Raw genomic sequence first — 26,200 nt, 5'->3', positions numbered from 1 at the left:
GGCTCGACGCTTTGTCTCGCAACAAACGTTCGTCGGCTGGACTGGCCCTCTGCCTTGGCTGTCCTATCCTCGCACCTCGCGCAGACGGAACCGGCGCTCACCCCTCTCTCCCACTCTCCCCCGCAAGGGGGGAGAGAGCCTGTCAGAGTGTCCGGCCCAAACCTTCGATGCTGATAGGCTTTTGAGGGAACCAATCGGCACCCTCTCCCCCCTTGTGGGGGAGAGTTGGAGAGAGGGGTACCGGCTCGACGCTTTGCCTCGCAACAATCCGTCATCGGCAGGGCTGGCCCCCTGCCTTGGCTGTCCTATCCTCGCACCTCGCACAAACGGAACCGGCGTTCACCCCTCTCTCCCGAAAGAGGGAGGAGAGCCTGTCGGAGTGTCCGGCCAGAACCTCCAAGGCTGGTAGGTTTGCACGGGAAACAATCGGCACCCTCTCCCCCCTTGCGGGGGGAGAGTTGGAGAGAGGGGTAAATCCGAAGGAAAACATGGGCTTGCCGGCCAGTCCAGCGATCGCCTCTCTTCCAAAGCTCAGCTCAACCCAATCGCTCGCAGGGAAGGCGTCCCCTCAATGCGCATCCGGTGGCGGCGCCTGCCGGGGCACCACTTTCGGCTTGCGCAGCAGCACCAGCAGCGGCACCGACACCAGCGTCACGAACATCATCAGTTTGAAGTCGTCGATGAAGGCGATCATGATCGCCTGACCGTTGACATATTGATTGAGCACGCTCTCGAAAGCCTGCGAGGTCACCGGCATCTTCAGCGCCGCCGCCATCTGGTCGAGACCGGGGGTGAAGGGCGTGATCCGCTCGGCAAGTTCGGCGTGGTTCACCTGCGTGTTCTGCGACAGCAGGGTCGAGACCACGGAAATGCCGATCGACGAGCCGATACTGCGCACCAGGCTGTAGAGCGCGGTGCCCTCGGTGCGGAACTGGCCGGGCAGGGTGGCAAAGCCGATGGTCGACATGGGCACGAACACGAGTCCGAGCCCCAGGCCCTGGATCAGCCCGGTCTTGATCACCGGCCAGGAGTCCATCTCCGTCGAAAAGCCGGTCATGTCATAGAGCGACCAGGCCGTCAGCAACAGGCCGATCAGGATCAGCAACCGCGCGTCCACGCTGCGCATCAGCCGTCCCACCGCCAGCATGGACAGCATGGTGCCCACCCCGCGCGGCGCCAGCACCAGCCCGGTGAGTTCGGTCGGATAGCCGAGGATGTTCTGCAGGATCGGTGGCAAGAGCGCCGTGGTCGCCAGCAGCACGATGCCGATGGCGAAGGTGAACACGCAGCCGGCGACGAAGTTGCGGTCGGTGAACAGCTGCGGATGCAGGAAGGGATGTTCCGTGGTCATGGAGTGGATCACGAAACACCACAGCGCCGAGACCGCGACGGCCGCCTCCACCATCACCTCGCCCGACGAGAACCAGTCCAGCTGTTCGCCCCGGTCCAGCATCAGCTGCAGGCCGCCGATGAACAGCGACAGCATGGCAAAGCCGAAGAAGTCGAAGGGGCGCTGCCGTCTGGGCGCCGGTGGCATGTAGATGGCAATGCCGAGAAAGGCGAGAATACCCACCGGCAGGTTGATGTAGAACACCCAGCGCCAGTCGAAGCTGTCGGTCAGCCAGCCGCCCAGCGTCGGCCCCAGCACCGGCGCCACCATGATGCCGGCGCCCCACATGGCCATGGCCTGGCCGTGTCGTTCACGCGGGTTGATGTCGAGCAGCACAGCCTGCGACAGCGGCGCAAGGCCGGCGCCGAACAGGCCTTGCAACAGGCGGAAGAACACCATTTCCGTGAGACTGGTCGCCAGCCCGCACAGCATGGAGGCCAGCGTGAAGCCGCCGACGCAGGCCAGGAACAGCCGATTGCGCCCCATATGGTCCGACAGCCACCCGGTCATCGGCATCATGATGGCGGAGGCGACGATATAAGAGGTCAGCACCCAGGTGATCGTGTCCTGCGCCGCGCCCAGATTGCCCTGCATGGAGGGCAGGGCCACATTGGCGATCGTCGTGTCCAGCACCTGCATGATGGTGGCCAGCATGATCGACAGGGTGATCAGGCCCTTGTGCTTGACCTCCATATGGGCGACGGCGTCACTCATGGCTGGGTGACCGCGGCAACCGCGTGGTCGAGGCCGACGTCGGTCAGCAGCCTGTTCACCACGGGCGGCAGGGGACGCACGAAGCCGGTGTCCACGTCCACCGAAACGCTGAGGCCGGCCCGCAGCGGCAGGCTGCCGGCGTCGCTCACCGACAGGCGCACCGGCACGCGCTGCACCACCTTCACCCAGTTGCCCGTGGCATTCTGGGCCGGCAGCAGCGAGAAGATCGCGCCGGTGCCGGCACCGATGCTCTCCACCTTCCCCTTGAGCGGCTGGCTCGGATAGGCGTCCAACGTCAACGCGGCCACCTGGCCGGTGCGCATGTGTTCGAGATCGGTCTCCTTGAAGTTGGCCTCGATCCATACCGACTGGGTGTCGACGATCGCCATCACCGGGCTGCCAGACGCCACATATTGCCCTACCTGCAAGTTGGCCACCTGCGACACGGTCCCCTTGGCGGGGGCGGTGACGAGCGTATGCTGAAGGTCGAGCCGGGCGCTGCTCTCAGCCGCCAGTGCGCTCAGCACGGAGGGATGCCGGTCGGTCTCGATGTTGGCGTCGCCGCCCAGTGCCGCCAGCGCATCCGCCACGCTCTGGTCGGCTTCGGCAACCGCCTGCCGGGCCAGATCGAGATCATGGCGGGCGCTGTCGAACTGCGCTTCGGTGGCATTGCCGCTGTTGCGCAGGCGCTCCTGCCGGCTGAACTGGGTCTGCTGGAACTCGAGCGTGCCGCGCGCGGTCTCCGCCTTCAGCTGCGCGTCCTTGTAGGCGGTGCGCAGCTGCTCCACCTGCAGCCGGGCGAGCGCCACGGCACTGTCGGCCTTCTTGAGGTCGATGGCATAGCTGGCGTCATCCAGCCGGAACAGCGGCGTGCCCGGCGCAACGCTCTGGTTCTGCCCGACGAACACTTCGGCGATGCGACCGCTCACTTCCGGGCTGATCAGAACCTTGTTCTGCTGCACATAGGCATTCTCTGTCGACACCCAGCGCGCCCCGGTCACCCAATACCAACCGCCCGCTGCGGCAATCGCGAGCGGCAGGGCCAGCATCACCGGCAGGCGCCAGACGCGGCGCTTGGCGCGGCGGCTCGGCTCGGGGGAATGGGATTTCGGCGGCGCCGGGGCAGCCGCCGGCGCAATCGCAGGGGCGGCTTGCGGCGGGACGGGGGAGGGCGTTTCCACTTCGGACATTTGGATCTGGCCTTGTTATGTCGTTGCTTTGCTTTCGCGCCGCGGTCCTTCGGCTTCGCCGGGCAGAGGCGGCGCCGCCCCGGCTTGCAAGTTGTCATAGACGCGCTCGAGCAGGGCGAGCAGCGTCTGGGTCTCCTCCGCGTCGAAACCTTCGAGCGCCCCGGCGAAAATGTCGGCAGCCACCGCACGCATGCTCTCGATCGCCGGTCGCGCCTGCTCGGTGGTGTAGATCAGCTTGGCACGCCGGTCATTGGGGTCACTACGTCGTTCGAGATAGCCGAGGCCCTCCAGGCGGTCGACCATGCGGCAGATGGTGATCGGCTCCACCCCCGTGAGATCGGCCAGCGAGGCCTGATTGATCCCTTCCATCTTGGCCACCCGCGCCAGTACCTGCCACTGCGCCCGCGACAGGCCGGTGGTCGCCGCAAAGCGCTCGAAGCGGCGGATCAGCAGGCGGTCGGTTTCATGGATGAGGAAGCCAAGGGAGCGTAAGGCGGATTTCATAAGCCCTTATATGATAAGCATGCTCATAATACAAGCGCGGACCTTTCTCCCCTTGCTGGCTGAAGGCACTGTCCACGGTCCGGATCACCCCTGCAGTTGGGGCGTCGGGGCCGCGTCCATGCCGCCGTCCTCGGCACGTGACGGAGCCCAAAGCCCCTCCCGGGTGCCCCTTCAACTCCCGTATGTCCGTGCGACCAAACCGTGGCATTGGCGCCCTACTGCACGAGGTCTTGGGCGACATATCCGTGACATTCGCGCCGGCCCGAGGTGCGCCCGCTTATCCCCGTTCGATCCCACTTCTCCCCGCGGCCGTCGGCTTGACGGCGCCCGCGCGCGCGTCTTTACTGTGACATGGTCGCCGCCCTCATCGGGGGCTCATGCGACAAAGCTGAGACATGCCTGCCAGGCATGTGCTGCTGCCCTCTTGCCTTTTGCGCCCTTTTCCCCTATATGCCGCGCCATCCCACACGCGGGGCCGCGGGTGCACTTTTGTGTATCCATCCGGTCGGAAGGGTTCGTCCCACCGATTCCCCCGCGGAGGCTGAAACCGGAAAAGAAAGCGAATTCAATGGCTCTTCCTGAATACACCATGCGTCAGCTCCTCGAGGCCGGCGTCCACTTCGGTCACCAGACTCACCGCTGGAACCCGAAGATGAAGGATTACATCTTCGGCTCGCGCGCCAACGTCCACATCCTCGACCTCGCGCAGACGGTTCCCCTTCTGCATCAGGCACTTAAGGCTGTGTCCGACACCGTCGCCCGTGGCGGCCGCGTGCTGCTCGTCGGCACCAAGCGCCAGGCTCAGGACCCGATCGCCGAGGCCGCCCGCCGTTCGGCCCAGTATTATGTCAACAGCCGCTGGCTGGGTGGCATGCTCACCAACTGGAAGACCATTTCCGGCTCGATCCAGCGCCTGCGCAAGCTCGACGAAACGCTGAATTCCGATCAGGCCAACCGCCTGACCAAGAAGGAACGTCTGGTCATGACCCGCGAGCGCGACAAGCTTGAGCGCGCCCTCGGCGGTATCAAGGACATGGGCGGTACCCCCGACCTGCTGTTCGTGATCGACACCAACAAGGAAAAGATCGCCATCGACGAAGCCCGCCGCCTGGGCATTCCGGTCGCCGCGATCCTCGATTCGAACTGCGATCCCGACGGCATCACCTTCCCGGTTCCGGGCAATGACGACGCCGGCCGCGCTCTGGCCCTCTATTGCGAGCTGATCTCGCGCGCTGCCATCGACGGCATCTCGCGCGCTGCCGGCGCCATGGGCATGGACCTCGGCGCTTCGGAAGAGCCGGTCGAGCCGGCCCTGACCGAGTCCGACGACGCCGCGGCCTAAGTCTAGGCAGGCGCTAACTAATCGTGATGAGGCGGGCGGGTCCGGATGGGTCCGCCCGACTTGTTACGGCCCCTGACCGGTCCGTGCCTTTGCGTAGGATGGCGACAGCCAGACACGCGGCCGGACCCCAATGAAATCCCGTGGCTGGGTGCGTTTCACAAGTTTGTCAGCCAGGCCCTGTAAAGCCCTGGGCATCCGCCACTTTCCGAACGAAAACGAGGGTCAGATGAGCAGCATCTCCGCAGCATTGGTGAAGGATCTCCGCGAGAAGACCGGCGCTGGCATGATGGATTGCAAGGGCGCCTTGATCGAGACCAATGGCGACATGGAAGCCGCCATCGACTGGCTGCGCGCCAAGGGTCTCGCCAAGGCCGCCAAGAAGGCCGGCCGCGTGGCCGCCGAAGGCCTGGTTGGCGTTGCCGTCTCCGGCAACAAGGCCGCCGTGGTCGAAGTGAACTCCGAGACCGACTTCGTCGCCCGTAACGACGCCTTCCAGGCGCTGGTGCGCAACGTGGCCGCCGTGGCCGTCGCCAACGGTGGCGACACCGCTGCGATCGCCGCCGCCACCTACCCCGGCAAGGCCCATTCGGTCGAAGCCGAGGTCAAGGAACTGGTTGCCACCATTGGCGAAAACATGAATTTCCGCCGTTCGCTGGTGCTGTCGGTTTCCGCCGGCGTCGTCGCCCCCTACGTGCACGCTTCGATCGCCGACAGCCTCGGCAAGATCGGCGTTCTCGTGGCTCTGGAGTCGACCGGCAACACCGACGAGCTCCTCAAGCTCGGCCGTCAGATTGCCATGCACGTGGCCGCCACCAACCCGCTGGCGCTCTCCGCTGAGGAGATCTCTGCCGACGTGGTCGAGCGCGAGCGCGCGATCTTCGTCGAGCAGGCCAAGGAATCCGGCAAGCCGGCCGCCGTCATCGAGAAGATGGTCGAAGGCCGTATCCGCAAGTTCTACGAAGAGTCCACCCTGCTCAAGCAGGCCTTCGTGATCAATCCGGACCTGACCGTCGAAGCCGCTGTCAAGGCTGCTGAAGCCACCGTCGGCGCGCCGATCAAGGTCACCGCCTTCACCCGCTTTGCTCTCGGTGAGGGCATCGAGAAGGAAGAGACTGATTTCGCTGCTGAAGTTGCCGCCGCAGCCAAGGGCTGAGGATAGGGCTTCACCTGAAATCCTGAGTGAGGGCTCCGGCACGCCGGGGCCCTTCTTTTTTGCGCATTAAGCATCGACGGTGAAAATTGTCCCCGTTCCGCCTGAAATTTCACCTCGCAGGGGTTTTCTCATCCGGCGGTCCGGGGTAGGGGAAACCGTATGAATGCGCGGCCGTCTCACCACGAGTCGCGCTTATTTCTGCCCGCCCCCTACCGGAGTGATATCATGAGCGAACTGAAGTACCGCCGTGTCCTGCTGAAGCTGTCCGGTGAGGCCTTGATGGGAGACCGCGGGTTCGGCATCGATCCCAAGGTGGTCAACCGCATCGCCGAGGAAATTGTCGAAGCCTATCGCCTCGGCATTCAGATCGGTGTCGTGGTCGGTGGCGGCAACATCTTCCGCGGCGTGTCCGTGGCTGCCCAGGGCGGGGACCGCACCACGGGCGACTACATGGGCATGCTCGGCACGGTCATGAATGCGCTGGCCGTTCGCTCGGCCATCGATCGTCTCGGCGTGCCTGCCGTGGTGCTGTCGGCCATCGGCATTCCCGCGCTCTGCGAGACCTTCACGCAGCGCGGCGCCATGGAGCACCTCAAGGCCAACAAGGTGCTGGTCTTCGCCGGTGGCACGGGCAATCCCTTCTTCACCACCGACTCCGGCGCCGCCCTGCGTGCGGCCGAAATCGGCTGTGACGCACTCCTCAAGGGCACGCAGGTGGACGGCGTCTACACGGCCGATCCCAAGAAGGATCCGACCGCCAAGCGCTACGATCGCCTGTCGCATCAGGAGGTTCTGTCCAAGAACCTGCAGGTGATGGATGCCGCCGCGATTGCCCTTGCCCGCGACAACAAGATTCCGGTAGTGGTGTTCTCGGTTCACGAAAACGGCGCTTTCGTCAACGTGCTGCTGGGCAAGGGTGTCTGCACCGTCATCGAAGGTTGACCGCGCAAAATTCAGGATCCGGTCGCGCGCCGTCACAAGCAGCGCGACCGGCTATGCATTGGGAAGGTTACGGGCATGGCTGACGAAGAATTCGATATGAGCGACCTCAAGCGTCGCATGCAGGGCGCGCTGGGTGTGTTCAAGAACGAACTGTCCGGTCTGCGGACCGGTCGCGCCAGCGCAAGCTTGCTGGAGCCGATCGTCGTCACGGCCTATGGCAGCACCATGCCGCTCAACCAGGTGGCCACCATCTCGGTGCCGGAGGCGCGCATGCTCTCGGTTCAGGTGTGGGACCGCTCCATGGTCAACGCCGTCGAAAAGGCGATCCGCGAGTCCAACCTCGGCCTCAACCCTGTGACGGAAGGCACGCTTCTGCGCTTGCCGATCCCCGAGCTGAACACCGAGCGCCGCAAGGAACTGGTCAAGCTCGCGCACAAGTATTGCGAGGCCACCAAGGTGTCGATCCGCCACGTCCGCCGCGATGGCATGGACGAGCTGAAGGACCTCGAGAAGGAAGGCCTGCTGTCGGAAGACTCAAGCCGCGTCTATTCCGATCGCGTGCAGAAGCTGACCGACGATTCCATCGCCGAAGCCGACAAGATGCTGGTGACCAAGGAACAGGAAATCATGCAGGTCTGACGCGCTGCGGCGGCGTTGCCCCTATGTGCGCTCCGGGCTGGCGTGATAGGGGTGACCGCGGCTAAATGGGTGAACTGTCTGGAAATTTTGCTAGGCAGTTCGCCTTGTTGCCTTCACAATGTGTAGGCAAGCATGCAGCCTCTCAGAAGGCCTGGGGCCGAAAAGCGGCGGGTGGCTTCCGAGCGGTTGGGCAAGTCGGGCCACATTGGCGGGTGGCGATCCGGGGGCTAGAGGATGACGGGTTTTGAGGCGGCCAAGGCCGGGGGAAGCCACGAGGCAGGCATGCCCCGCCATGTCGCCATCATCATGGACGGCAACGGTCGTTGGGCTCGGTCCCGCGGCCTTCCGCGCGTCGAAGGCCATCGCCGTGGCGTCAATGCCGTTCGCGAAGCCGTACGCCACGCCCAGAGCCTTGGCATCGAGTGGCTCACCATCTACTCCTTTTCCTCGGAAAACTGGTCTCGTCCGCTCGACGAGGTGCAGGAACTCATGGGCCTGCTCAAGCTGTTCATTCGCCGCGATCTGGCGGATCTGCACAAGGCCAATGTGCGCGTGCGGGTCATCGGCGAACGCGCCGGTCTGCCCGCCGACATTGCCGACCTGCTTGACGAGGCTGAAGCCAAGACGGCGGAAAACACCGGTCTGACCCTGGTGGTCGCCTTCAACTACGGCGCCCGCAACGAGATAGCCCGCGCGGTTCGCGCTCTGGCGGCCGATGTCGCCAAGGGTGTGATCGATCCGCAGGATATCACCGAAGCGTCCATCGCCGGGCGCCTGGACACCGCCGCCATTCCCGACCCCGACCTCATCATTCGCACGAGCGGCGAGCAGCGCCTGTCCAACTTCCTGATGTGGCAGGCCGCCTATGCCGAGTTCGTGTTCCTGCCGGTGCATTGGCCCGATTTCGACGCCAAGGCCTTCGATGAAGCCATCTCTGAATATCAGGGGCGCGAGCGTCGCTTTGGCGGCCTGACGGCGAGGAGCGCCGTCTGATGGCTGCAAATCCCTCAACACCAAGCGGGAAAGTCAGCTCCGAACTGGCACTTCGCGTCATATCCGCCGTCGTCCTCCTGGTGGTGGCGCTTGCCGCTCTCTGGCTGGGCGGCTGGGTCTTTGCAGTGCTGACCGCGCTTGCGTCCACCGCCATCCTCTATGAGTGGATCGGCATGACCGGTCCCTACGCCCAGCGCGCCGCGCCCAAGGCGTCCATGCTCTTTGTCGCGGTGACCGTCGTCATGGCCTATCGCGACCCCACGACGTCGCTGGCAGCCGCTTGTCTTGTGGCTCTCGGCATGATGCTCGCCGGTGTCGCCGATCAGCGCCTGCGCTGGCTTGCCGCCGGCGTCATCTATGCCGCCATTCCCGGTATCTGTGCGGTTTTGCTGCGCGGGCAGGGCGACGATGGTGTGCCTTCGCTCGACTTCCTCGCTGTGGCCTTCGTCTTCGTTGTCGTCTGGGTGACGGACTCGGCGGCCTATTTTGCCGGGCGCCTGATCGGTGGCCCCAAGCTTGCCCCCCGCTTTTCTCCGAAAAAGACCTGGTCCGGTGCCATTGGTGGCGCCACTGGTGCGGTCGTGGTCGGTGTCGCCATGCTGCGCTTGCGCGGCGTCGAGGCCGGCATCATCATTGCCTTGATTTCCTTGGTATTGTCCGTGATCAGCCAGATCGGCGATCTCATCGAATCCGCCATGAAGCGCCACTTTGGCGTCAAGGACTCGGGCAATCTCATCCCGGGCCACGGCGGCATCATGGACCGTGTCGACGGCCTGGTCTTCGCGCTTGTGGCCGCCACGGCCATCGCCTTCGCCCGGACCGGAGGCGACGGCCTTGGTGCCGGCCTGCTGGTATGGTGAGCGCAATGCCCACCGTCGCACCTGCATCCGCGCAAGATGCCATCAGCATTTCCATTCTCGGCGCCACTGGATCGATCGGGGCGAGCACCATCGATCTCGTGCTTGCCGATCCCGATCGCATTTCCGTCGACAGTCTGACGGCGTCCACCAATGCGGAAAAGCTGGCCCACGAGGCGCGCCGCGTCGGAGCTCGCCTTGCCGTCATCGCAGATCCCGACCGCTACGGCGAACTCAAGGCGGCCTTGTCCGGGAGCGGCATCGAGGCGGCAGCCGGTCGTGACGCCGTGGTTGCTGCGGCGGGTCGTCCTGTCGACATCATGGTTTCGGCAATCGTCGGCGCCGCCGGTCTCGCGCCCAGCCTGGCGGCGATCGGGGCTGCCAAGGCGATCGCGCTCGCCAACAAGGAAACCCTCGTGTGTGCGGGCTCGCTGTTCATGGGTGCTGCGGCCAAGGCGGGCACCGAGATCCTGCCGGTCGACTCCGAACACAACGCCATCTTCCAGGTCTTCGAGCGCGAGAATGCCGGAGAAATCGCCGAGGTGATCATCACCGCATCGGGCGGTCCGTTCCTGCGCATGCCGCGCGAAGCCCTGGCGACGGTGACGCGCGAAATGGCGCTCAGGCATCCCAAATGGGTGATGGGTCCGAAGATCACGATCGATTCCGCGACGCTGATGAACAAGGGGCTCGAGCTGATCGAGGCCTTTCACCTCTACCCGGTTGAGCCCGATCAGCTTTCGGTTCTGGTGCACCCGCAATCCGTTGTGCACGGGCTCGTCCGCTATCGCGACGGCTCGCTGTTGGCGGAGTTGGGTGAGCCGGACATGCGCACGCCCATCGGCTACTGCCTGTCCTGGCCCCGCCGTCGTCCGACGTCGGTGAAGGCGCTGGACTTGGCCGCAGTCGGCACTCTGACCTTCGAACGACCCGACCGTGATCGCTTCCCGTGTCTGGTCCTTGCCGAGGCCGCGCTGCGCGAGGGCGATGGCGCGACCTGCGTCTTGAATGCAGCCAATGAAGTGGCCGTCGAGGCATTCCTTCAGGGGCGGACCGGCTTCACGGACATACCGGTTGTCGTTGAACGGACGCTGAGCCACATGGCGGCCTCAGGGCCGCTTGCGGCGCCGGCATCGCTGGACGCGGCAATGGATCTCGATCAGACCGCTCGCCAGATCGCCCGCGAGGGCCTAGACTTCAAGGGTACGGTCGCCAGTTGAACCGCAACCAGACGAGGGAATCCCAGTTTTGACCCTGCCCGCACTTCTCAGTCTCCTCCAGGGAACGGTCCTGCCGTTCCTGGTCGTTCTGCTTGTGGTCGTGTTTGTGCACGAACTCGGTCATTTCTGGGTCGCGCGCCGGGTGGGGGTTGCCGTCAGCACCTTTTCCATCGGCTTCGGACCGGAACTCTTTGGTCGCACGGATTCCAAGGGGACCCGCTGGCGCGTGGCGGCCATTCCGCTGGGCGGTTATGTGAAGTTCATCGACGACATGAACGCTGCAAGCGTTCCGAACGGCGAGCAGGCGACAGTGGAAGGCTCCTTCCAGTCGAAGAGTCTTGCGGCGCGTGCGGCGGTCGTCGCTGCCGGCCCCTTCGCGAACTTCCTGTTTGCAATCGCCGTCCTCTCGACCCTCTTCTATGTGTATGGCCGTCCCTATCTCGCGCCGATTGCGCAGGAAGTGACCGTTGGTAGCCCCGCAGAGGCCGCGGGCATCCGGGCTGGCGACCGTGTTGTGTCGGTGGACGGTTATGGCGTCGACAGCTTCGAGGACATCCAGCGGATCATCGTGCTCCGACGCAACGTCGATATCCCCATTGAGGTGGAGCGCGACGGCCAGCGTCTGGTCTTCAATGCCACGCCCCGCGACACCGAGATCACCGATGCCTTCGGGCACAAGCAGACGGTTCCGGTCCTCGGATTGAAGCAGACCAAGCCCTCCGTTGAAATACGCAGCTTCACGCCCTGGGGGGCGGTGGGCGAAGCCTTGCACGAGACCGCGTCCATCGTGGAGACGAGCTTGTCGGGTGTCGCCGGCATGTTCTCGGGGCGCACTTCGACCTCGCAGATCAGCGGCCCCATCGGCATTGCCCAGATTTCCGGTCAGATGGCCTCGCTCGGCTTTTTACCGTTGATTAACCTTGCGGCAATTCTGTCGATTTCGATTGGTTTGATTAACCTTTTTCCCATCCCGTTGCTGGACGGTGGACATCTGGCATTCTATGCGCTCGAAGCCGTTCGAGGGCGCCCGTTGTCAGAGCGGGCGCAGGAAATCGGCTTCGGAATCGGACTGGCGCTGGTGCTTGGCCTGATGGCTTTTGGTGTCATCAACGATGTCGCCAAACTGGCAACAGGCTGAACAGGATCGTGGCCTTGTGGCCACTGTTGGTTTGGAAAAGGGTGTGACCTGGTGCGACTTGGCTTGCGCATCGCGTCAAAGGCTGTAAAAACCGAGTGTCGAGATTCTGTCGGGATCGTCCGGTAGCTGTCTGGCTGCTTATTAACGGGTATGTGTTTAAATGCGCTCATTCAACGAATGGACGAAAGTCATCGCGCTCTCGGTTGTTTTGTCCGGAGCGCTCCCCGTCATCGGCGGTGGAGTTCCTGTATTGGGTGTTGAGGCTGCGCAAGCTGCCACCATCAGCCGGATCTCGGTGGTCGGGAATTCTCGTGTCGATCAGCAGACCATTGCATCCTATCTGACGATCAAACCAGGCAAGTCCTTCTCCGCTGTCGATGTTGATGACTCGGTCAAGGCTCTCTTCGCCACCGGCATGTTCTCGGACGTACAGATCAACCAGTCCGGCGGCACGCTGGTGGTGAAGGTCATCGAGAATTCGGTGATCGCCCGCGTTGCCTTCGAAGGCAATGATGCTCAGTCCGACGAAATCCTGGGCGCGACCGTCGAGCTGCAGCCGCGTTCGGTGCTGACCCAGGCCAAGGTGGAATCCGACACCCAGCGCATCCTCGAACTCTATCGCCGCACCGGGCGCTACAATGCGACCGTCGAGCCTAAGGAAGTCGATCTCGGCCAGGGGCGTGTCGATCTCATTTTCCAGATCAATGAAGGCCCGCGCACGGAAGTTTCCAAGATCAATTTCGTCGGCAACAAGGCCTATTCCGATTGGCGTCTGAAGGACGTGGTTGCCACCAAGGAATCCGGGTTCCTCGGCTGGCTGAAGACCTCGGACAATTATGATCCGGACAAGCTGAACGCCGACCAGGAAGCCCTGCGTCAGTTCTATTACAACCGCGGTTACGCCGACTTCCGTGTCGTCTCTGCCGTCGCCGATTTCGATCGCGAGCAGAACTCCTTCTTCATCACCTTCACGATCGATGAAGGCGAACAGTATCGCTATGGCGACATCCACGTGGAGTCGACCCTGTCGGAAGTGAAGCCGGCTGACCTCGAAGCGCTGGCGCTGACCAAGCCGGGTGACATCTATTCGGCCAAGGATGTGCAGAAGAGCCTCGAGCAGATGACGGTTGCCGTCGCTGCCAAGGGCTACGCCTTCGTTCAGGTGCGTCCGCGTGGTGATCGTGATTATGCGAACCACAAGATCAGCATCACCTATTTCGTCGATGAAGGAACGCGCGCCTATATCGAGCGCATCAACATCATCGGCAATGACCATACCCGCGACTACGTCATTCGTCGTGAGTTCGATATCGGCGAAGGCGATGCCTACAATCAGGTTCTGATTGAAAAGGCTGAGCGCCGTCTGCGCAATCTCGGTTACTTCAAGAACGTGAAGATCTGGTCCGAACAGGGGTCAGCCCCGGACAAGGTCATCGTCAACGTTCAGGTGGACGACAAGCCGACGGGCGAAGTGGGTGTCGGCATCGGCTACAACACGTCGTCGGGAATCATTGCCGAACTGTCCTTCACCGAGAAGAACTTCCTCGGGCGTGGCCAGTATCTGCGTGCGAAGGTGACCCGCGGCATCAATACCGACGGCAACTCGGGTTCCTCTTCCTACGAACTGTCGTTCACCGAGCCCTATCTGTTCGATCGTCGTCTTGCGGGTGGCTTTGATCTTTATCGGAAGAATTATTCCGAAGGGTCCAGCGACGTGCATCCCTATGATGAAGAACTGACCGGTGGCAAACTCCGTCTTGGTGTGCCGATCACGGAAGATGCGACGCTGAACCTCTATTATTCCGGGTACAAGCAGTCGATTACAAACCCGTCGAACAGCAGCGATCCGACGAAGTGGAATGATGAGTTCCGGACAGGCCTGATCAAGGAACAGGAGCGGTTCATCTCTTCGGTTGGCTACACGCTTAACTACAACACGATCGACGACGTGGCCTTCCCGCGTAACGGCATCTACGCTGAGTTTGGTCAGGAGTTCGCCGGTGTTGGTGGTGATGCAACGTTCCTCCGGACGACGGCCCGGGCGGACTATTACAAGGAACTGTTTGAAGATTGGGGCCTCGTCGGTCACCTGCAGGCCAAGGGTGGCTATGTGCAGGGTATCGGTGAAGACCTGAGCTATCTCGATCAGTTCAGGATTGGTGGCGAAACGATCCGCGGCTTTGCTCCGGAAGGCTTCGGCCCGCGTGACAAGGACACCGGCTACGCATTGGGCGGCAAGTTCTACGTCGCCGGTACGGCCGAGACCATCTTCCCGATGCCTCTGATCGCCAAGGATTATGGTTTCTCCGCCGCTCTGTTCGCCGACGCTGGCTCCGTGTGGGGGAGTGACAATCCGACGTCGGGAGTCATCTCCCAGGACTTTGCCATTCGTGCCTCTGTTGGTGCTGGTATCCTCTGGCAGTCGCCCTTCGGTCTCCTGCGTGCGGACTTCGCTGTCCCTGTCATGAAGGAAAAGGGCGACGAGACGCAGATCTTCCGCTTCTCCGGCGGTACCCAGTTCTGATCTGAATGATGTGATCGGTTCGGCCGCTGCTTTCGGGTAGCGGCCGAATTGCTTTTTGGGGCAGAGCGTTGCGGGCGCAATTGACACGTCCATGAACTGATGGTTATGACGCGGCACGCTTTCGCCGTCGCTTGCGGACCGCACCGTTCCGGCGCTATCTGGCCAAGGCGTTCAGGATGCGATGATGGCAGATCCAGTATTCTTCACCCCTTCCGGCCCGCTGACGGCCGCTGATGTCGCCAGAATTGGCGGCGGGGAAATTGCCCAGGGCAGCGCGGAAGTTTCGATTGCGAGGATCGCTCCGCTGGAGCAGGCCGGGGAAGGCGATCTCACCTTCTTCGAGAACCCGCGCTATCTTCAGCAGTTCCGGGAAACGCGCGCATCCATCGTGATCTGTGCCGCCAAGCATGTGTCCGCCGCACCTGAAGGCGCCTGCGTTGTCGTCTCCCGCCAGCCCTACCGGACCGTTGCCCTGGTGATGCAGGCGTTGTTCCCTGACGCTTTCCGCTTGAAAGGCGCCTGGGGCGAGGAGGGAATTTCCCCCGCAGCGCATATCCATCCGACCGCCCGACTAGAAGAGGCCGTGACGGTTGAACCTGGTGTTGTCATCGGCGCGAACGCGGAAATCGGGCGCGGTACCGTGATCTGCGCCAACGCAGTCATTGGTGCCGGAACGCGCGTTGGCCGCGACGGATATATCGGCGCCGGAGCCACCGTGTCCTTTGCCCTCGTGGGCAATCGTGTGATCATTCATCCCGGCGCCCGTATCGGGCAGGACGGCTTCGGCTTTGCCATGGGTCCTGGTGGCCATCTGAAGGTGCCGCAGATCGGCCGTGTCGTGATCCAGGATGATGTGGAGATCGGCGCCAATTCCACGATCGACCGTGGCTCGAACCGGGACACTGTGATCGGCGAGGGCACCAAGATCGACAATGATGTGCAGATCGGGCACAACGTCGAGGTGGGGCGCCACTGCGTGCTGGTGGCAAAGGTTGGAATTTCCGGTTCCAGCAAGCTCTGTGACTATGTGGCGATCGGCGGTTACAGCGGCCTTGCGGGACATATCACCATGGGCGTCGGTGCCCAGTTGGCCGGCGGTTCCATGTTGAAGGACGACATGCCCGCGGGAGAGCGCTGGATCGGCATGCCGGCCAGACCAATTCGCGAATGGACCAAGGAGCAGATGGCCCTCAAGAAGGCCGCTCGGCAAGTGACGGGAAAGGACGAAACGTGAGCGAACAGGACAACAACGCCACGGGCGAGAAGCAAACCCTCGGTGCCATGGACATCATGGCTCTGCTGAAGGCGTTGCCACACCGCTATCCGTTTCTGCTGATCGACAAGATCGTCGAGATCGACTCCGACAAGTCGGCCGTGGGCATCAAGAACGTCACGTTCAACGAGCCACAGTTCCAGGGGCACTTTCCGGCGCAGCCGGTGATGCCCGGCGTGCTGATGATCGAGGGCATGGCCCAGACCGCAGGTGCAATCTGTGTGCGCGCATGGGATGGCGCTCCGCCCAAGCTCGTCTACTTCATGACCATCGACAAGGTGAAATTCCGCAAGCCCGTCGGCCCCGGCGACGTGCTTGAGTATCACGTGAAGAAGACCAAGCAGCGCGGCAACATGTGGTGGTACGAAGCTGTCGCCAAGGTCGATGGAGCCAAGGTGGCTGAGGCCGAACTCAGCGCCATGCTTGTCCCCTGATCGGTCTCGGGGATTTGATGGAGCTGCTGTGGGATTGGTAAGGCTCCGCAATGTAATGTGTGTGAGCATGCCATGCGGAGGCAGCACGAGTGATTGCTTCCGCATGGACAGAAGCGGTGCCGCCTCGCCATATAACGTTACGTGAAGAGTAGAGAAACCATGAGCGCCATCCACCCGTCCGCCGTCATCGAGCCAGGTGCAGAAATCGGCGCCGACGTGACAATCGGACCGTTCAGCGTCATCGGGTCCAATGTCTGCCTCGGTGACGGTGTGGAGATCCACCCGCATGTGGTGGTTGGCGGCCGCACATCCTTGGGTGCTGGCGTCAAGGTTTTCCCGCATGCCACCGTCGGCATGGTGCCGCAGGACCTCAAGTACCACGGCGAACCGAGCCGGCTTGAGGTCGGCGCCAACACCGTCATTCGTGAAAACGCCACGCTGCATCTCGGCACCGAAGGCGGCGGGCTCCTGACGAAGGTCGGTTCAAACTGCCTGATCATGGCCAATGCCCACGTGGCGCATGACTGCATGGTCGGCAACAATGTCATCCTGGTCAACTGCGCGACCCTGGGCGGTCATGTGCATGTCGGCGACAACACCATCGTTGGCGGACTGGCGGCCGTGCACCAGTGGGTGCGCATCGGTGAAGGCGCCATGGTCGGCGGCATGACGGGTGTTGAAAACGACATCATTCCCTATGGCATGGTCACCGGCAATCGGGCGCGTCTCGGCGGTCTCAACCTCGTCGGTCTGCGCCGGGCAAACCTTCCCCGCGAGGACATTCATGCCTTGCGCAACGCCTACAAGGCGCTCTTCGACGGCGACGACCCGCTGCAGGCACGTGTCGACCGCGTTGCGGCTGAGTTTGGCGGCTCTCCGCTGGTGGATCGCATGCTGGAGTTCATCCGTGCCGGCGGTGATCGCGCCATTTGTACGCCACGGCTGCGCGACAGGGAGACCGAATGACCGACCGCGGCAACGAACCTGACCGCCCGACGCTGGGCATCATTGCGGGCGGCGGGGATGTACCGGCAATCGTCGCTGCCGCCGCTGCTGCATCGGGGCGTCAGGTTTGCCTGTTCCCGATTGTCGGCGAGGCCGGCAAGGGTGTTGAGGTCTATCCCCATCACTGGGTGCGCTGGGGAGAGATCGGCCGCCTGTTCGATCTGATGGCCCGCGAAAAGGTGGGCGATGTCGTGATCTGCGGCGCGGTGAATCGGCCGGACTTCTCGGCGATCCGCGTCGACCTCGGTGCCGTGCTCAGCCTGCCGAAGATTCTCTCCTTCATGGTCGGCGGTGATGACACCGTGTTGAAGAATGTCGTCCGCTTTCTGGAGGACCGTGGCTACCGCGTCGTCGGAGCCCATGAAATCGCTCCCGAACTTGTGGGTGGCGACGGCGATCTGACCAGGACTAAGCCATCCAGGGACGCTCTTGAGGACATCCTCCGCGGTTCGGAGGCCTCGTTGCTGCTCGGCGGCCTCGACATCGGACAGGCTGCCATTGCCATTGGCGGTCGTGTGGTTGCGGTGGAGGGCATCGAGGGCACCGACGAGTTGATCGGACGCATTGCGGACCTGCGCAAGCGGGGACGGCTCAAGGCATCGGGCCGCTCCGGCGTTCTCGTCAAGCGCGCCAAGCCGCAGCAGGACCTGCGGGTGGATATGCCCACCATTGGCCCCAGGACGGTCACGGCCGCCATTGAGGCGGGGTTGGCAGGCATTGTCATCGAAAGCGGCCGTGTGATGATCGTGGACCGATTGGAGACCATTCGCCTGGCTGATGCCGGACGCCTGTTCTTGCGCGCCCAGGCCTTCGCAGAAGGAACGTCCTTCCAATGAACGACAGCGGTCGGCTCCGTGTCTTCCTGGTGGTCGGTGAAGAGTCCGGCGATCAGCTCGGGGTGCGGCTGATGACGGCCCTGCGCAGCCGTCTTGGCGACGCCGTCGAGTTCGCGGGCGTCGGTGGCGACCGCATGGCTGCCGAGGGATTGCCAAGCCTGTTTGCCTTGCATGACATTGCCGTCATGGGCATCGGACCCGTTCTGCGTCGCCTGCCGACCTTGCTGAAGCGTATCCGGCAGACGGCAGAGGCTGCCATTGCGGCCTCTCCCGACGTGGTCGTCATCATCGACAGTCCCGACTTCACCCATCGCGTGGCAAGTCGCATCCGCAAGGCGCGCCCCGATCTTCCGATCGTCGACTATGTCTCGCCCTCGGTCTGGGCCTGGCGTTCCGGGCGTGCCCGCAAGATGGCGGCCTATGTGACACATCTTCTGGCCTTGCTGCCCTTCGAGCCGGAGGTGCACCGGCGCCTGGGTGGGCCGGCGACCACTTATGTGGGGCATCCCCTCATCGACCGGCCGGAACTCCTCCGCTCCCAGCCGGGAGAGCGCCCCGCCATTGAAGCAACGGCGGTTCCGACCCTGCTGGTGCTGCCGGGCAGTCGCGGTGGCGAGATCGATCGCATGCTCGGCCTTTATGGCCAGGTGGTCCGTCAGCTGGCGGAACGGGGAATCCGCTTCAAGGTGGTGATTCCAGCTGTCGAGCGCCTCGCAGCCCGCATTGCCGAGGAGACCGGCGCCTGGGCGGTTCATCCGGAGATCGTTCGCGGCGAAGCGGAGAAGTTCGCCGCCTTCCGCTCGGCGCATGCGGCGCTCGCCACGTCCGGAACCGTGACGCTTGAACTGGCGCTCGCCGGCGTGCCGACGGTGGTCGCCTACGCCCGTGATCCCCTGTTCCGCGTCGTAACCGAGATCATCCGCCGGATTCCGGGGCAGGTCAGTGTCTCCTCCATGGTGCTCCCCAACATCATCCTCGGGCAGAACGTCATTCCGGAGTTTCTGGATCCGGACCTTGATCCGGCCAAGCTGGCCGATGCGCTGGCCGAGCTCCTGCAGCCGAGCCCGGCCCGCGCGGCGCAATCGGACGCCATGGAGCGCCTCTGGGCCGTGATGGCGCTGCCCAATGGCAAGCGCGCCGCCGACACCGCCGCCGACATTGTCCTGTCGCTGGTACGACCTGGCTGAACCCCAGGGCTGAACCCAAAGACACTCAGCAAATGAAAAACCCTCCGTGCCGGGGCACGGAGGGCTGAACTTGCAACGCAGGCCGACCTATCAGCCGCGCTTGTCGATGGGCACGTAGTCGCGACGCGGCGCGCCCGTGTAGAGCTGGCGCGGACGGCCGATCTTCTGGTGCGGATCCTCGATCATTTCCTTCCACTGGGCAATCCAGCCGACCGTACGGGCCAGGGCGAACAGCACGGTGAACATGTTGGTCGGGAAGCCGAGGGCGCGCAGCGTGATGCCCGAGTAGAAGTCGATGTTCGGATAGAGCTTCTTCTCGACGAAATACGGGTCGCTGAGCGCGATCTTCTCAAGCTCCATGGCGACATGCAGAAGCGGGTCGTCCTGGTGGCCGAGCACAGACAGAACCTCATGCGTGGTCTGCTGCATGATGCGGGCGCGCGGGTCGTAGTTCTTGTAGACGCGATGTCCGAAGCCCATCAGACGGAACGGATCGTTCTTGTCCTTGGCACGGGCGATATACTCGGGAATGCGGTCCACGGTGCCGATCTCGGCCAGCATGTTGAGCGCGGCTTCGTTGGCGCCGCCATGGGCAGGGCCCCAGAGGCAGGCGATACCGGCGGCGATGCAGGCGAAGGGATTGGCGCCCGACGAACCAGCCAGACGAACCGTCGAGGTCGACGCGTTCTGCTCGTGGTCCGCATGCAGCGTGAAGATGCGGTCCATGGCGCGGGCGAGGATCGGGTTGACCTCGTAATCCTCGGTCGGAACCGCAAAGCACATGCGCAGGAAGTTCGAGGCGTAGTCCAGGTCGTTCTTCGGGAAGATGAACGGCTGGCCGATCGAATACTTGTAAGCCATGGCGGCGATCGTCGGCATCTTGGCGATCATGCGCAGCGACGCGATCATGCGCTGATGCGGATCGGAGATGTCGATCGAGTCGTGATAGAAGGCCGAAAGCGCGCCAACCGTACCGACCATGACCGCCATCGGATGCGCGTCACGGCGATAGCCCGAGAAGAAGCGGGTCATCTGCTCGTGCACCATGGTGTGGCGCGTCACGCGGTTGTCGAAATCACGCTTCTGGGCGGGCGTCGGCAGATCGCCGTAAAGCAGCAGGTAGCAGGTCTCCAGGAAGTCGCCTTCCATGGTCAGCTGCTCGATCGGATAGCCGCGATAGAGCAGAACGCCCTTGTCGCCATCGATATAGGTGATCTTGGATTCGCACGAACCCGTCGACGTGAAGCCCGGGTCATAGGTGAAATGGCCGGTCTTGCTGTAGAACGTGGAGATATCCACCACCGAAGGGCCGACACTGCCGTCCTTGAGGGGAAACTCGAAAGTCTTGTCGTCGATTGTTACCGATGCAGTCTTGTCGCTCATCAGGTCTGTCCTCCTAAGGGGGCGGGTGGACCAGCCAAGGGGATGATCTGCGCTGCCTTACGTTTACGTAAAATGCCGCTCTTCTCCCAAGTCACATGCCGCATTGTGCGTAGCGGAAAAACTCAGTTGCGGCAAGCGCCCCATGGGGCAGAAACACTGTCCTATCGATCATAAAATTGCGAGGGAAGTGACCGATGCGGTGGCTTTGCCCAAATTTGCCGTGAGAAATGCAACTTTTTGGCAGAGCGCTGGAGATTATCACGTCTTTGCGACAATCCAGTGTTTGCAACCTTGGCGCACCCTAAGCGCTTTTCCCTATTGCTTCGCAAAAAGAAAGGGCGCCCGAAAGGCGCCCGATCCGTATTGATTAGACTTTGGTAGGGGGTGGCGACGCCCTTCAGATTGCGTCGCGGATACGCCCAAGCGCTTCGTCGCGGCCCAGCACGGCGAGCACGTCGAAGATCGGCGGCGACATAGAGCGTCCGGTGGCGGCGGCTCGCAGCGGCTGCGCGATCTTGCCAAGCTTCAGTCCGGTCTCGGTGGCATAGGTGCGAACCACATCCTCGGTCGCAGCAGCGGTCCAGTCGGGCAGGGCTTCAAGACGCGGAAGGATGGCAGCCAGTGCCGCCTTGCCGGCCTCATCGAGCAGAGAGGCAGCCTTCTCATCATAGGCAAGCGGGCGCACCGAGAACAGGAAGCCGGCGCCGTCGAGCAACTCCAGCAGCGTCTTGGCGCGTTCCTTGAGGCCGGGCATGGCCGCCAGAAACTGCCCCTTGATCTTGTCGGTCAGCTTCGCCTTGATTTCTGCGCCCTGCGGAATGTGCTCAAGCAGCGCGATGACCTGCGCCACCAGTTCGGCGTCGTCCGACTGACGGATATAGTGGCCGTTGAGGTTCTCGAGCTTGACGAAGTCGAAACGCGACGGTGAGCGGCCGATGCCCTCGAGGTCAAACAGCGCCGTCATCTCGTCGGTGGAGAGGATCTCCGCGTCCCCATGTGCCCAGCCAAGGCGAACGAGGTAGTTGCGCAGGGCAACGGGCAGATAGCCCATGGCGCGATAGGCCTCGACGCCGAGGGCGCCGTGACGCTTGGACAGCTTGGCGCCATCCGGCCCATGGATCAGCGGAATATGCGCCACCTTGGGCATGGCCCAGCCGAGGGCGTCATAGATGATCCTCTGTCGCGCCGTGTTGGTCAGGTGATCGTCGCCGCGGATGATCTGGGTGACGCCCATGTCATGGTCGTCGACCACCACCGCATGCATATAGGTCGGCGTGCCGTCGGACCGCAGGATGATGAAGTCGTCGAGATCCTTGTTGGGGAAGGCCACCGTGCCCTGCACGGCGTCCTCGATCACTGTCTCGCCTTCCAGCGGAGCCTTGATGCGGATGGCCGGCTTGACGCCTTCGGGAGCTTCCTTGGGATCGCGATCGCGCCAGCGGCCGTCATAGCGCGGCGGCAGACCATTTGCCTTGGCATGCTCGCGCATGTCGTTCAGCTCTTCCGGCGTGCAATAGCAATAATAGGCCTTGCCTGCGGCCACCAGGTCGCGCGCCACGTCGGCGTGGCGGTCGGCACGCTGGAACTGCGAGATTGGCTCACCCTCCCAGGACAGTCCCAGCCACTTCAGTCCGTCGATGATGGCGTCCACAGCCGCTTGCGTCGACCGCTCACGATCCGTGTCCTCGATGCGTAGCAGCATCGTGCCACCATGGCGCTTGGCGTAGAGCCAGTTGAAAAGAGCCGTGCGTGCGCCGCCGATATGAAGAAAACCGGTGGGTGACGGGGCAAAACGCGTGACGACAGGCGTGGTCATGGACAATAATTCCGTGCATTCCGAGGATGATGCAACGCGGTGTTCGGCAACGGCGTTCACATCAATTTGTGGCAGGCGTCTTACATGATCCCCAAGCAATTCGCAAAAAAAACTCGGGATTGTCAGCGGAAATTCACGGCCTTTCGAGGGAGATGCCTTCGAGCCTCTGACACCCTGTGCATGGACGGCAAAGGTGACGATAAGATGATTGCCCGGGTGGTCCGGCCGTGAAGTGGGCGCCGCTTCCAATCGTTCGCCTGCAGTTGGCAGGGCGATTGCGTCAGGCGGCGATTGATTTGCACGCCGGATTTGTCCGCGATCTCGACCGCGGGCGCGGCTTTTTGTGGTGGCCCGTGGCGCTTGGAGCTGGGGCTGCTGCCTATTTCTCGTTACTCGACGACCCCCCTCTTGCCTCGGCCATCGCCTTCGCTGGGTTGGCTCTGGCTCTGGGAGCTTGGCTGATCTGTACAAACGGCAGCTGGCGATTTGCCCTGGCGCTCGTGGCTTTCGGCGCATTCGGCTTTGCGCAGGCCGATCTGGTCACCCATTGGGTCGCCGCGCCCGTCTATGACACTGAGCGCAGTGTGAAGCTCTGGGCCATCGTGGAGGCCGTTGAGGACCGCGATCGGAGCGGCCTCCGGCTTCTCGTCCAGCCCCGGCAGATGGAACCGGCGCCCAAGGTGGGCATGCCCCTGCATATTCGCATGACCGTACGCGGCGCAAAGGTGCTGCCGGAGCCAGGCGACGGCTTGCTGTTCCATGCCCGCCTGATGCCTCCCTCGCCGCCGCAGTTGCCGGGCGGCTACGATTTCGCCCGAACAGCCTGGTTCCAGCAGATCGGCGCCACCGGCTTTTCCTACGGCGCACCGGAGCCCTGGCCAGATCCACCTCAGGCGTCGGCGTGGGCGCGCCTCTGGCGACCTGTAGAGACACTCCGCCTGCAGGTATCGCAGCGCATAAGGTCTGGTCTCCAAGGGGACGCTGGAGGCATTGCCGCGGCTCTGATCGTCGGGGATCGTGGCGGCATCGGCAAGGACACCCAGGACGCCATGCGGGCGGCAGGCCTGTCGCATATCCTGTCGATCTCCGGTTTGCACATGAGCCTCGTTGCGGCGGCGGTCTTTGGCGGGCTGCGTCTCCTTATGGCTCTGGTTCCGCCGCTCGCCCTCACGCTGCCTACCAAGAAGATCGCCGCAGTGGCGGCCCTGCTCACCACGGTGGCCTATTTCGTCATCTCCGGTATGGACGTGCCGTCGGAGCGTTCCACCATCATGGTGGTCGTCGCCCTTCTGGCTGTGGTCGCCGACCGTCAGGCCCTTTCCATGCGCGTGATCGCGGTGGCGGCTCTCCTGACGTTGATCCTGTCGCCGCAAGCCGTCATGGATCCGGGCGCACAGATGTCCTTTGCGGCCGTCGTAGCTCTTCTGGCGGCCAACGAAGCGCGCGCGGCGAAGGAACCTGACGTCCGCGACGCTGGGGACATCAACTGGTTCATACGGCTCCTGCACCATGCCTGGCACTGGACGATTGCCGCCATGGCGACCTCCTTCATCGCCGGCTTGGCAACCACGCCCATCGCGCTCTATCATTTCGGACGTCTTGCCCCATTGTCCGTGTTGGCGAACCTCACTGTTGCCCCGGTGGTCGGCTTCCTGATCATGCCCATGGCCCTGCTGGTGGCTCTTGCAATGCCCCTTGGTCTCGAACACTGGCCGTTGCAGGCCATGGGGTACGGCATCGACATGATGATTGCGGTGGCGCGGATCGCTGCCGAATGGACGCCGTCCGGCGGCTATGTCGGGCGCCCCTCGGCTGTTGGCATCGCCCTGGTCTCCTTCGGCGGTCTGTGGCTCTGCCTGTGGACGGGACGCAAGCGTTGGGCCGGTGTCGCTCTCATGCTGGTCGGCGTCATCACGGCAGTATTGGCGCCCGCTCCGGGCGGGATTGTCTCGGGGGACGGACGGCTGCTGATGCTTCGAGATCCCCAGGGAACCCTGCATCTTGTTGGCAAGGGTGAGCGATTTGCCTCGACACTCTGGCTGTCATCCACGGGAAGCGGTGTTCCCTACAAGGATCCTTCAGTCCGGGGAGGTGTGGCCTGCGACAGTGAGGCTTGTGTGCTGGCTGGCTCGACCGGCAACAGCCTCGCTGCGGTTGTGTTCGCTTATCCGGCTTTTAGTGATGAATGCGGACGGGCCAAGCTGATCGTCAGTGCACTCGACGCACCCGCCTGGTGCAAGGGCAGCGTCGTCCTGTCGCGGGCGGAGCTTGATCGATCGGGAGCGCAATTTTTCGATGTGGACGCGGCCTTCTGGGGCGGCACGGGGCCATTCCGCTACCGGGAAAGCGCCCGCGTCCTCGGTGATCCCCCGCGCATCTGGTACGCGAAGGAGCCCCCCTACCGGTTGCCCTGACTGCCTGATCAGGCCACCTTGCCCTTGGGCGACGTGGCCGGAGGCGCAAGATCGCGCTCGGTGCAGACGCGATTGCGGCCGGACCGCTTGGCGAGATAAAGCGCGCTGTCGGCACGTTCGACGATGGACGTGACGCTGTCGCCGGGCTTGAAGGTCGACACGCCGATCGAGATGGTGATGAACCCGAGGTTCTCTCCGGTCGAACGCTTGACCAGTTCCTTGGACATGACCGCCACGCGAATCTGCTCGGCCAGGGCCGCGGCGCTCTCCAGCGTGCTGTTGGGGAGGATGATGGCAAATTCCTCGCCGCCATAGCGGCAGGCCACGTCGTGCCCCTTGACACTCTGCTTCACGGCCAGACCGACAAGGCGCAACACCTGGTCGCCCGTCTGGTGTCCGTAGGTGTCGTTGAAGTTCTTGAAGTGATCGATGTCGGTGATCAGCAGCGTGAACGGTGACTTGATCTCGTTCGACTGCGCAACGAACCTTTCGATCGACTGGTCGAAGTGCTTGCGGTTCGCAAGCGTGGTCAACTCGTCGGTCAGACTCTCGAAGCGAATGGCATCGAGACTGTCCTTCAATTCGGCGATCTGCTTGCGGCTTTCGGAAAGCTGCGACTCCAGCTGCCGGTTCACCGACTCCGTCGCCCGGGTCGAGGTGATCAGGTGCTGAATGATAGACTGGACGCGTTGGGCATCCGTCGTGTCGGACAGTTGCGTCGAAGCGCCCGACAGCGAGTCGCAATAGGTCGCATTGGCGTTCAGCGTCCGCTCGACGCTCTCGACGACTTCCTCGATCTCGCCGGAAATCCGGCCACCGACTTCCTCGATCCTGTCACCAAGACGGGAGGGAGCCAGGAAACGGTTGTAGATGTTCTGGACCTCGTCGGGGTCGATCACGCCGCGCGACCTGAGGATCTCGTTCACCGCCTTGTTGAGCGCGTGATTGAAGCCGGCACAATACGTGTACCAAAGCTCGTAGTTGCGTGGATACGCAGGCGTTTCGTTGCGACGCAGCTGCCCAAGTGCAGCCTCGCCATACCCAATCGTTCGCTGAAAATCCTCACGCTGCGACATACCGGCCCGCCCGAAACATTCTGTTTCACAGAGGTAAATTATCGAGCACCGGTGAAGACGGAGTTAAGGGTACGCAAAAAAATGCCAAGAATTGCGACTAACGCTTTGCAATTGTTGGTAATTTGAGGGGTTACAAAAAAGTCGCACGGAAAAAGGCCTTGTTGCCTCTT

At 63.1% G+C, this 26,200-nt stretch carries 21 protein-coding genes; 15 read left to right on the top strand and 6 right to left on the bottom strand.

Features of this window, described 5'->3' with window-relative positions:
- Positions 1–568: 568 nt before the first annotated feature.
- The 3 genes from L2I41_RS16615 to L2I41_RS16605 are packed head-to-tail and all read right to left on the bottom strand — an operon-like array spanning position 569 to position 3,798.
- The gene (locus L2I41_RS16615; protein ID WP_237154696.1) at positions 569–2,104 is read right to left on the bottom strand and encodes a DHA2 family efflux MFS transporter permease subunit; all 1,536 of its coding nucleotides are present in this window, start codon (positions 2,102–2,104) and stop codon (positions 569–571) included.
- Positions 2,101–3,294: an HlyD family secretion protein gene (locus L2I41_RS16610; RefSeq protein WP_237154695.1), complete on the bottom strand. Its 1,194-nt coding sequence runs from the start codon at positions 3,292–3,294 to the stop codon at positions 2,101–2,103. Before L2I41_RS16610 ends, L2I41_RS16615 begins: the two co-directional genes overlap by 4 nt.
- 15 nt (positions 3,295–3,309) lie before the next feature.
- On the bottom strand, positions 3,310–3,798 hold the full coding sequence (locus L2I41_RS16605; RefSeq protein ID WP_237154694.1) for a MarR family winged helix-turn-helix transcriptional regulator: 489 nt from the start codon (positions 3,796–3,798) through the stop codon (positions 3,310–3,312).
- 568 nt (positions 3,799–4,366) lie between these two features.
- Here L2I41_RS16605 and rpsB point away from each other — a divergent pair.
- The 14 genes from rpsB to lpxB all read left to right on the top strand — a co-directional run bounded on the left by rpsB (position 4,367) and on the right by lpxB (position 19,341).
- Positions 4,367–5,140 carry a 30S ribosomal protein S2 gene (rpsB, locus tag L2I41_RS16600; RefSeq protein ID WP_237154693.1) on the top strand — a complete coding sequence of 258 codons (774 nt, stop codon included), beginning with the start codon at positions 4,367–4,369 and terminating at the stop codon, positions 5,138–5,140.
- A gap of 226 nt (positions 5,141–5,366) precedes the next feature.
- A complete protein-coding gene (gene tsf, locus L2I41_RS16595; RefSeq protein WP_237154692.1) occupies positions 5,367–6,293 on the top strand; it encodes a translation elongation factor Ts in 927 nt (308 codons plus the stop codon).
- 225 nt (positions 6,294–6,518) lie between these two features.
- On the top strand, positions 6,519–7,235 hold the full coding sequence (gene pyrH, locus L2I41_RS16590; RefSeq protein WP_237154691.1) for a UMP kinase: 717 nt from the start codon (positions 6,519–6,521) through the stop codon (positions 7,233–7,235).
- 75 nt (positions 7,236–7,310) lie between these two features.
- A complete protein-coding gene (gene frr / locus L2I41_RS16585) occupies positions 7,311–7,874 on the top strand; it encodes a ribosome recycling factor (protein WP_237154690.1) in 564 nt (187 codons plus the stop codon).
- Between the two features lie 234 nt (positions 7,875–8,108).
- Positions 8,109–8,867: an isoprenyl transferase gene (locus L2I41_RS16580; protein ID WP_255720288.1), complete on the top strand. Its 759-nt coding sequence runs from the start codon at positions 8,109–8,111 to the stop codon at positions 8,865–8,867.
- Positions 8,867–9,727 (top strand): phosphatidate cytidylyltransferase, encoded by an 861-nt coding sequence (locus tag L2I41_RS16575; RefSeq protein WP_237154688.1) that lies wholly within the window; start codon positions 8,867–8,869, stop codon positions 9,725–9,727. Before L2I41_RS16580 ends, L2I41_RS16575 begins: the two co-directional genes overlap by 1 nt.
- 5 nt (positions 9,728–9,732) lie before the next feature.
- Complete coding sequence (dxr, locus tag L2I41_RS16570) at positions 9,733–10,944, top strand: 1-deoxy-D-xylulose-5-phosphate reductoisomerase (protein WP_237154687.1); 1,212 nt, start codon at positions 9,733–9,735, stop codon at positions 10,942–10,944.
- A gap of 28 nt (positions 10,945–10,972) precedes the next feature.
- Positions 10,973–12,082 carry an RIP metalloprotease RseP gene (rseP, locus tag L2I41_RS16565; RefSeq protein ID WP_237154686.1) on the top strand — a complete coding sequence of 370 codons (1,110 nt, stop codon included), beginning with the start codon at positions 10,973–10,975 and terminating at the stop codon, positions 12,080–12,082.
- A gap of 250 nt (positions 12,083–12,332) precedes the next feature.
- Positions 12,333–14,606: an outer membrane protein assembly factor BamA gene (bamA, locus tag L2I41_RS16560; RefSeq protein WP_237154685.1), complete on the top strand. Its 2,274-nt coding sequence runs from the start codon at positions 12,333–12,335 to the stop codon at positions 14,604–14,606.
- A gap of 184 nt (positions 14,607–14,790) precedes the next feature.
- Positions 14,791–15,840, top strand: a complete 1,050-nt coding sequence (gene lpxD, locus L2I41_RS16555) for a UDP-3-O-(3-hydroxymyristoyl)glucosamine N-acyltransferase (RefSeq protein ID WP_237154684.1) — start codon at positions 14,791–14,793, stop codon at positions 15,838–15,840.
- 47 nt (positions 15,841–15,887) lie between these two features.
- On the top strand, positions 15,888–16,313 hold the full coding sequence (gene fabZ, locus L2I41_RS16550; RefSeq protein ID WP_237154702.1) for a 3-hydroxyacyl-ACP dehydratase FabZ: 426 nt from the start codon (positions 15,888–15,890) through the stop codon (positions 16,311–16,313).
- Between the two features lie 159 nt (positions 16,314–16,472).
- Positions 16,473–17,279 (top strand): acyl-ACP--UDP-N-acetylglucosamine O-acyltransferase, encoded by an 807-nt coding sequence (gene lpxA, locus L2I41_RS16545; RefSeq protein ID WP_237154683.1) that lies wholly within the window; start codon positions 16,473–16,475, stop codon positions 17,277–17,279.
- Positions 17,276–18,154 carry an LpxI family protein gene (locus tag L2I41_RS16540; RefSeq protein ID WP_237154682.1) on the top strand — a complete coding sequence of 293 codons (879 nt, stop codon included), beginning with the start codon at positions 17,276–17,278 and terminating at the stop codon, positions 18,152–18,154. Before lpxA ends, L2I41_RS16540 begins: the two co-directional genes overlap by 4 nt.
- A complete protein-coding gene (gene lpxB / locus L2I41_RS16535) occupies positions 18,151–19,341 on the top strand; it encodes a lipid-A-disaccharide synthase (RefSeq protein WP_237154681.1) in 1,191 nt (396 codons plus the stop codon). Before L2I41_RS16540 ends, lpxB begins: the two co-directional genes overlap by 4 nt.
- Positions 19,342–19,431: 90 nt before the next feature.
- Here the strand turns inward: lpxB and gltA are convergent, their stop codons facing one another.
- Together gltA and gltX are read right to left on the bottom strand one after the other, a co-directional pair.
- Positions 19,432–20,724, bottom strand: a complete 1,293-nt coding sequence (gene gltA / locus L2I41_RS16530; protein ID WP_237154680.1) for a citrate synthase — start codon at positions 20,722–20,724, stop codon at positions 19,432–19,434.
- A gap of 397 nt (positions 20,725–21,121) precedes the next feature.
- Entirely contained in the window at positions 21,122–22,540 is a 1,419-nt protein-coding gene (gene gltX, locus L2I41_RS16525; protein ID WP_237154679.1) for a glutamate--tRNA ligase, read from the bottom strand.
- Positions 22,541–22,893: 353 nt separating this feature from the next.
- Between gltX and L2I41_RS16520 the strand changes: the two genes are divergently transcribed.
- Positions 22,894–24,954 carry a ComEC/Rec2 family competence protein gene (locus L2I41_RS16520; RefSeq protein ID WP_237154678.1) on the top strand — a complete coding sequence of 687 codons (2,061 nt, stop codon included), beginning with the start codon at positions 22,894–22,896 and terminating at the stop codon, positions 24,952–24,954.
- Between the two features lie 8 nt (positions 24,955–24,962).
- Here L2I41_RS16520 and L2I41_RS16515 read toward each other — a convergent pair whose 3' ends face one another.
- Positions 24,963–26,030, bottom strand: a complete 1,068-nt coding sequence (locus L2I41_RS16515; RefSeq protein WP_237154677.1) for a GGDEF domain-containing protein — start codon at positions 26,028–26,030, stop codon at positions 24,963–24,965.
- Between the last annotated feature and the right edge of the window lie 170 nt (positions 26,031–26,200).

This window comes from Oryzibacter oryziterrae, from assembly GCF_021864535.1.
Taxonomy (GTDB): Bacteria; Pseudomonadota; Alphaproteobacteria; order Rhizobiales; family Pleomorphomonadaceae; genus Pleomorphomonas; species Pleomorphomonas oryziterrae.
Note: the sequence above shows the minus strand (reverse complement) of the source record. Positions and strands in the feature narration are given on the sequence as shown.

What these genes read in the sequence shown, in the direction of transcription:
- L2I41_RS16615 (WP_237154696.1), bottom strand. Translation starts at nt 2,104, where the DNA reads ATGAGTGACGCCGTCGCCCATATGGAGGTCAAGCACAAGGGCCTGATC.
- L2I41_RS16610 (WP_237154695.1), bottom strand. Translation starts at nt 3,294, where the DNA reads ATGTCCGAAGTGGAAACGCCCTCCCCCGTCCCGCCGCAAGCCGCCCCT.
- L2I41_RS16605 (WP_237154694.1), bottom strand. Translation starts at nt 3,798, where the DNA reads ATGAAATCCGCCTTACGCTCCCTTGGCTTCCTCATCCATGAAACCGAC.
- rpsB (WP_237154693.1), top strand. Translation starts at nt 4,367, where the DNA reads ATGGCTCTTCCTGAATACACCATGCGTCAGCTCCTCGAGGCCGGCGTC.
- tsf (WP_237154692.1), top strand. Translation starts at nt 5,367, where the DNA reads ATGAGCAGCATCTCCGCAGCATTGGTGAAGGATCTCCGCGAGAAGACC.
- pyrH (WP_237154691.1), top strand. Translation starts at nt 6,519, where the DNA reads ATGAGCGAACTGAAGTACCGCCGTGTCCTGCTGAAGCTGTCCGGTGAG.
- frr (WP_237154690.1), top strand. Translation starts at nt 7,311, where the DNA reads ATGGCTGACGAAGAATTCGATATGAGCGACCTCAAGCGTCGCATGCAG.
- L2I41_RS16580 (WP_255720288.1), top strand. Translation starts at nt 8,109, where the DNA reads ATGACGGGTTTTGAGGCGGCCAAGGCCGGGGGAAGCCACGAGGCAGGC.
- L2I41_RS16575 (WP_237154688.1), top strand. Translation starts at nt 8,867, where the DNA reads ATGGCTGCAAATCCCTCAACACCAAGCGGGAAAGTCAGCTCCGAACTG.
- dxr (WP_237154687.1), top strand. Translation starts at nt 9,733, where the DNA reads ATGCCCACCGTCGCACCTGCATCCGCGCAAGATGCCATCAGCATTTCC.
- lpxD (WP_237154684.1), top strand. Translation starts at nt 14,791, where the DNA reads ATGGCAGATCCAGTATTCTTCACCCCTTCCGGCCCGCTGACGGCCGCT.
- fabZ (WP_237154702.1), top strand. Translation starts at nt 15,888, where the DNA reads ATGGACATCATGGCTCTGCTGAAGGCGTTGCCACACCGCTATCCGTTT.
- lpxA (WP_237154683.1), top strand. Translation starts at nt 16,473, where the DNA reads ATGAGCGCCATCCACCCGTCCGCCGTCATCGAGCCAGGTGCAGAAATC.
- L2I41_RS16540 (WP_237154682.1), top strand. Translation starts at nt 17,276, where the DNA reads ATGACCGACCGCGGCAACGAACCTGACCGCCCGACGCTGGGCATCATT.
- lpxB (WP_237154681.1), top strand. Translation starts at nt 18,151, where the DNA reads ATGAACGACAGCGGTCGGCTCCGTGTCTTCCTGGTGGTCGGTGAAGAG.
- gltA (WP_237154680.1), bottom strand. Translation starts at nt 20,724, where the DNA reads ATGAGCGACAAGACTGCATCGGTAACAATCGACGACAAGACTTTCGAG.
- gltX (WP_237154679.1), bottom strand. Translation starts at nt 22,540, where the DNA reads ATGACCACGCCTGTCGTCACGCGTTTTGCCCCGTCACCCACCGGTTTT.
- L2I41_RS16515 (WP_237154677.1), bottom strand. Translation starts at nt 26,030, where the DNA reads ATGTCGCAGCGTGAGGATTTTCAGCGAACGATTGGGTATGGCGAGGCT.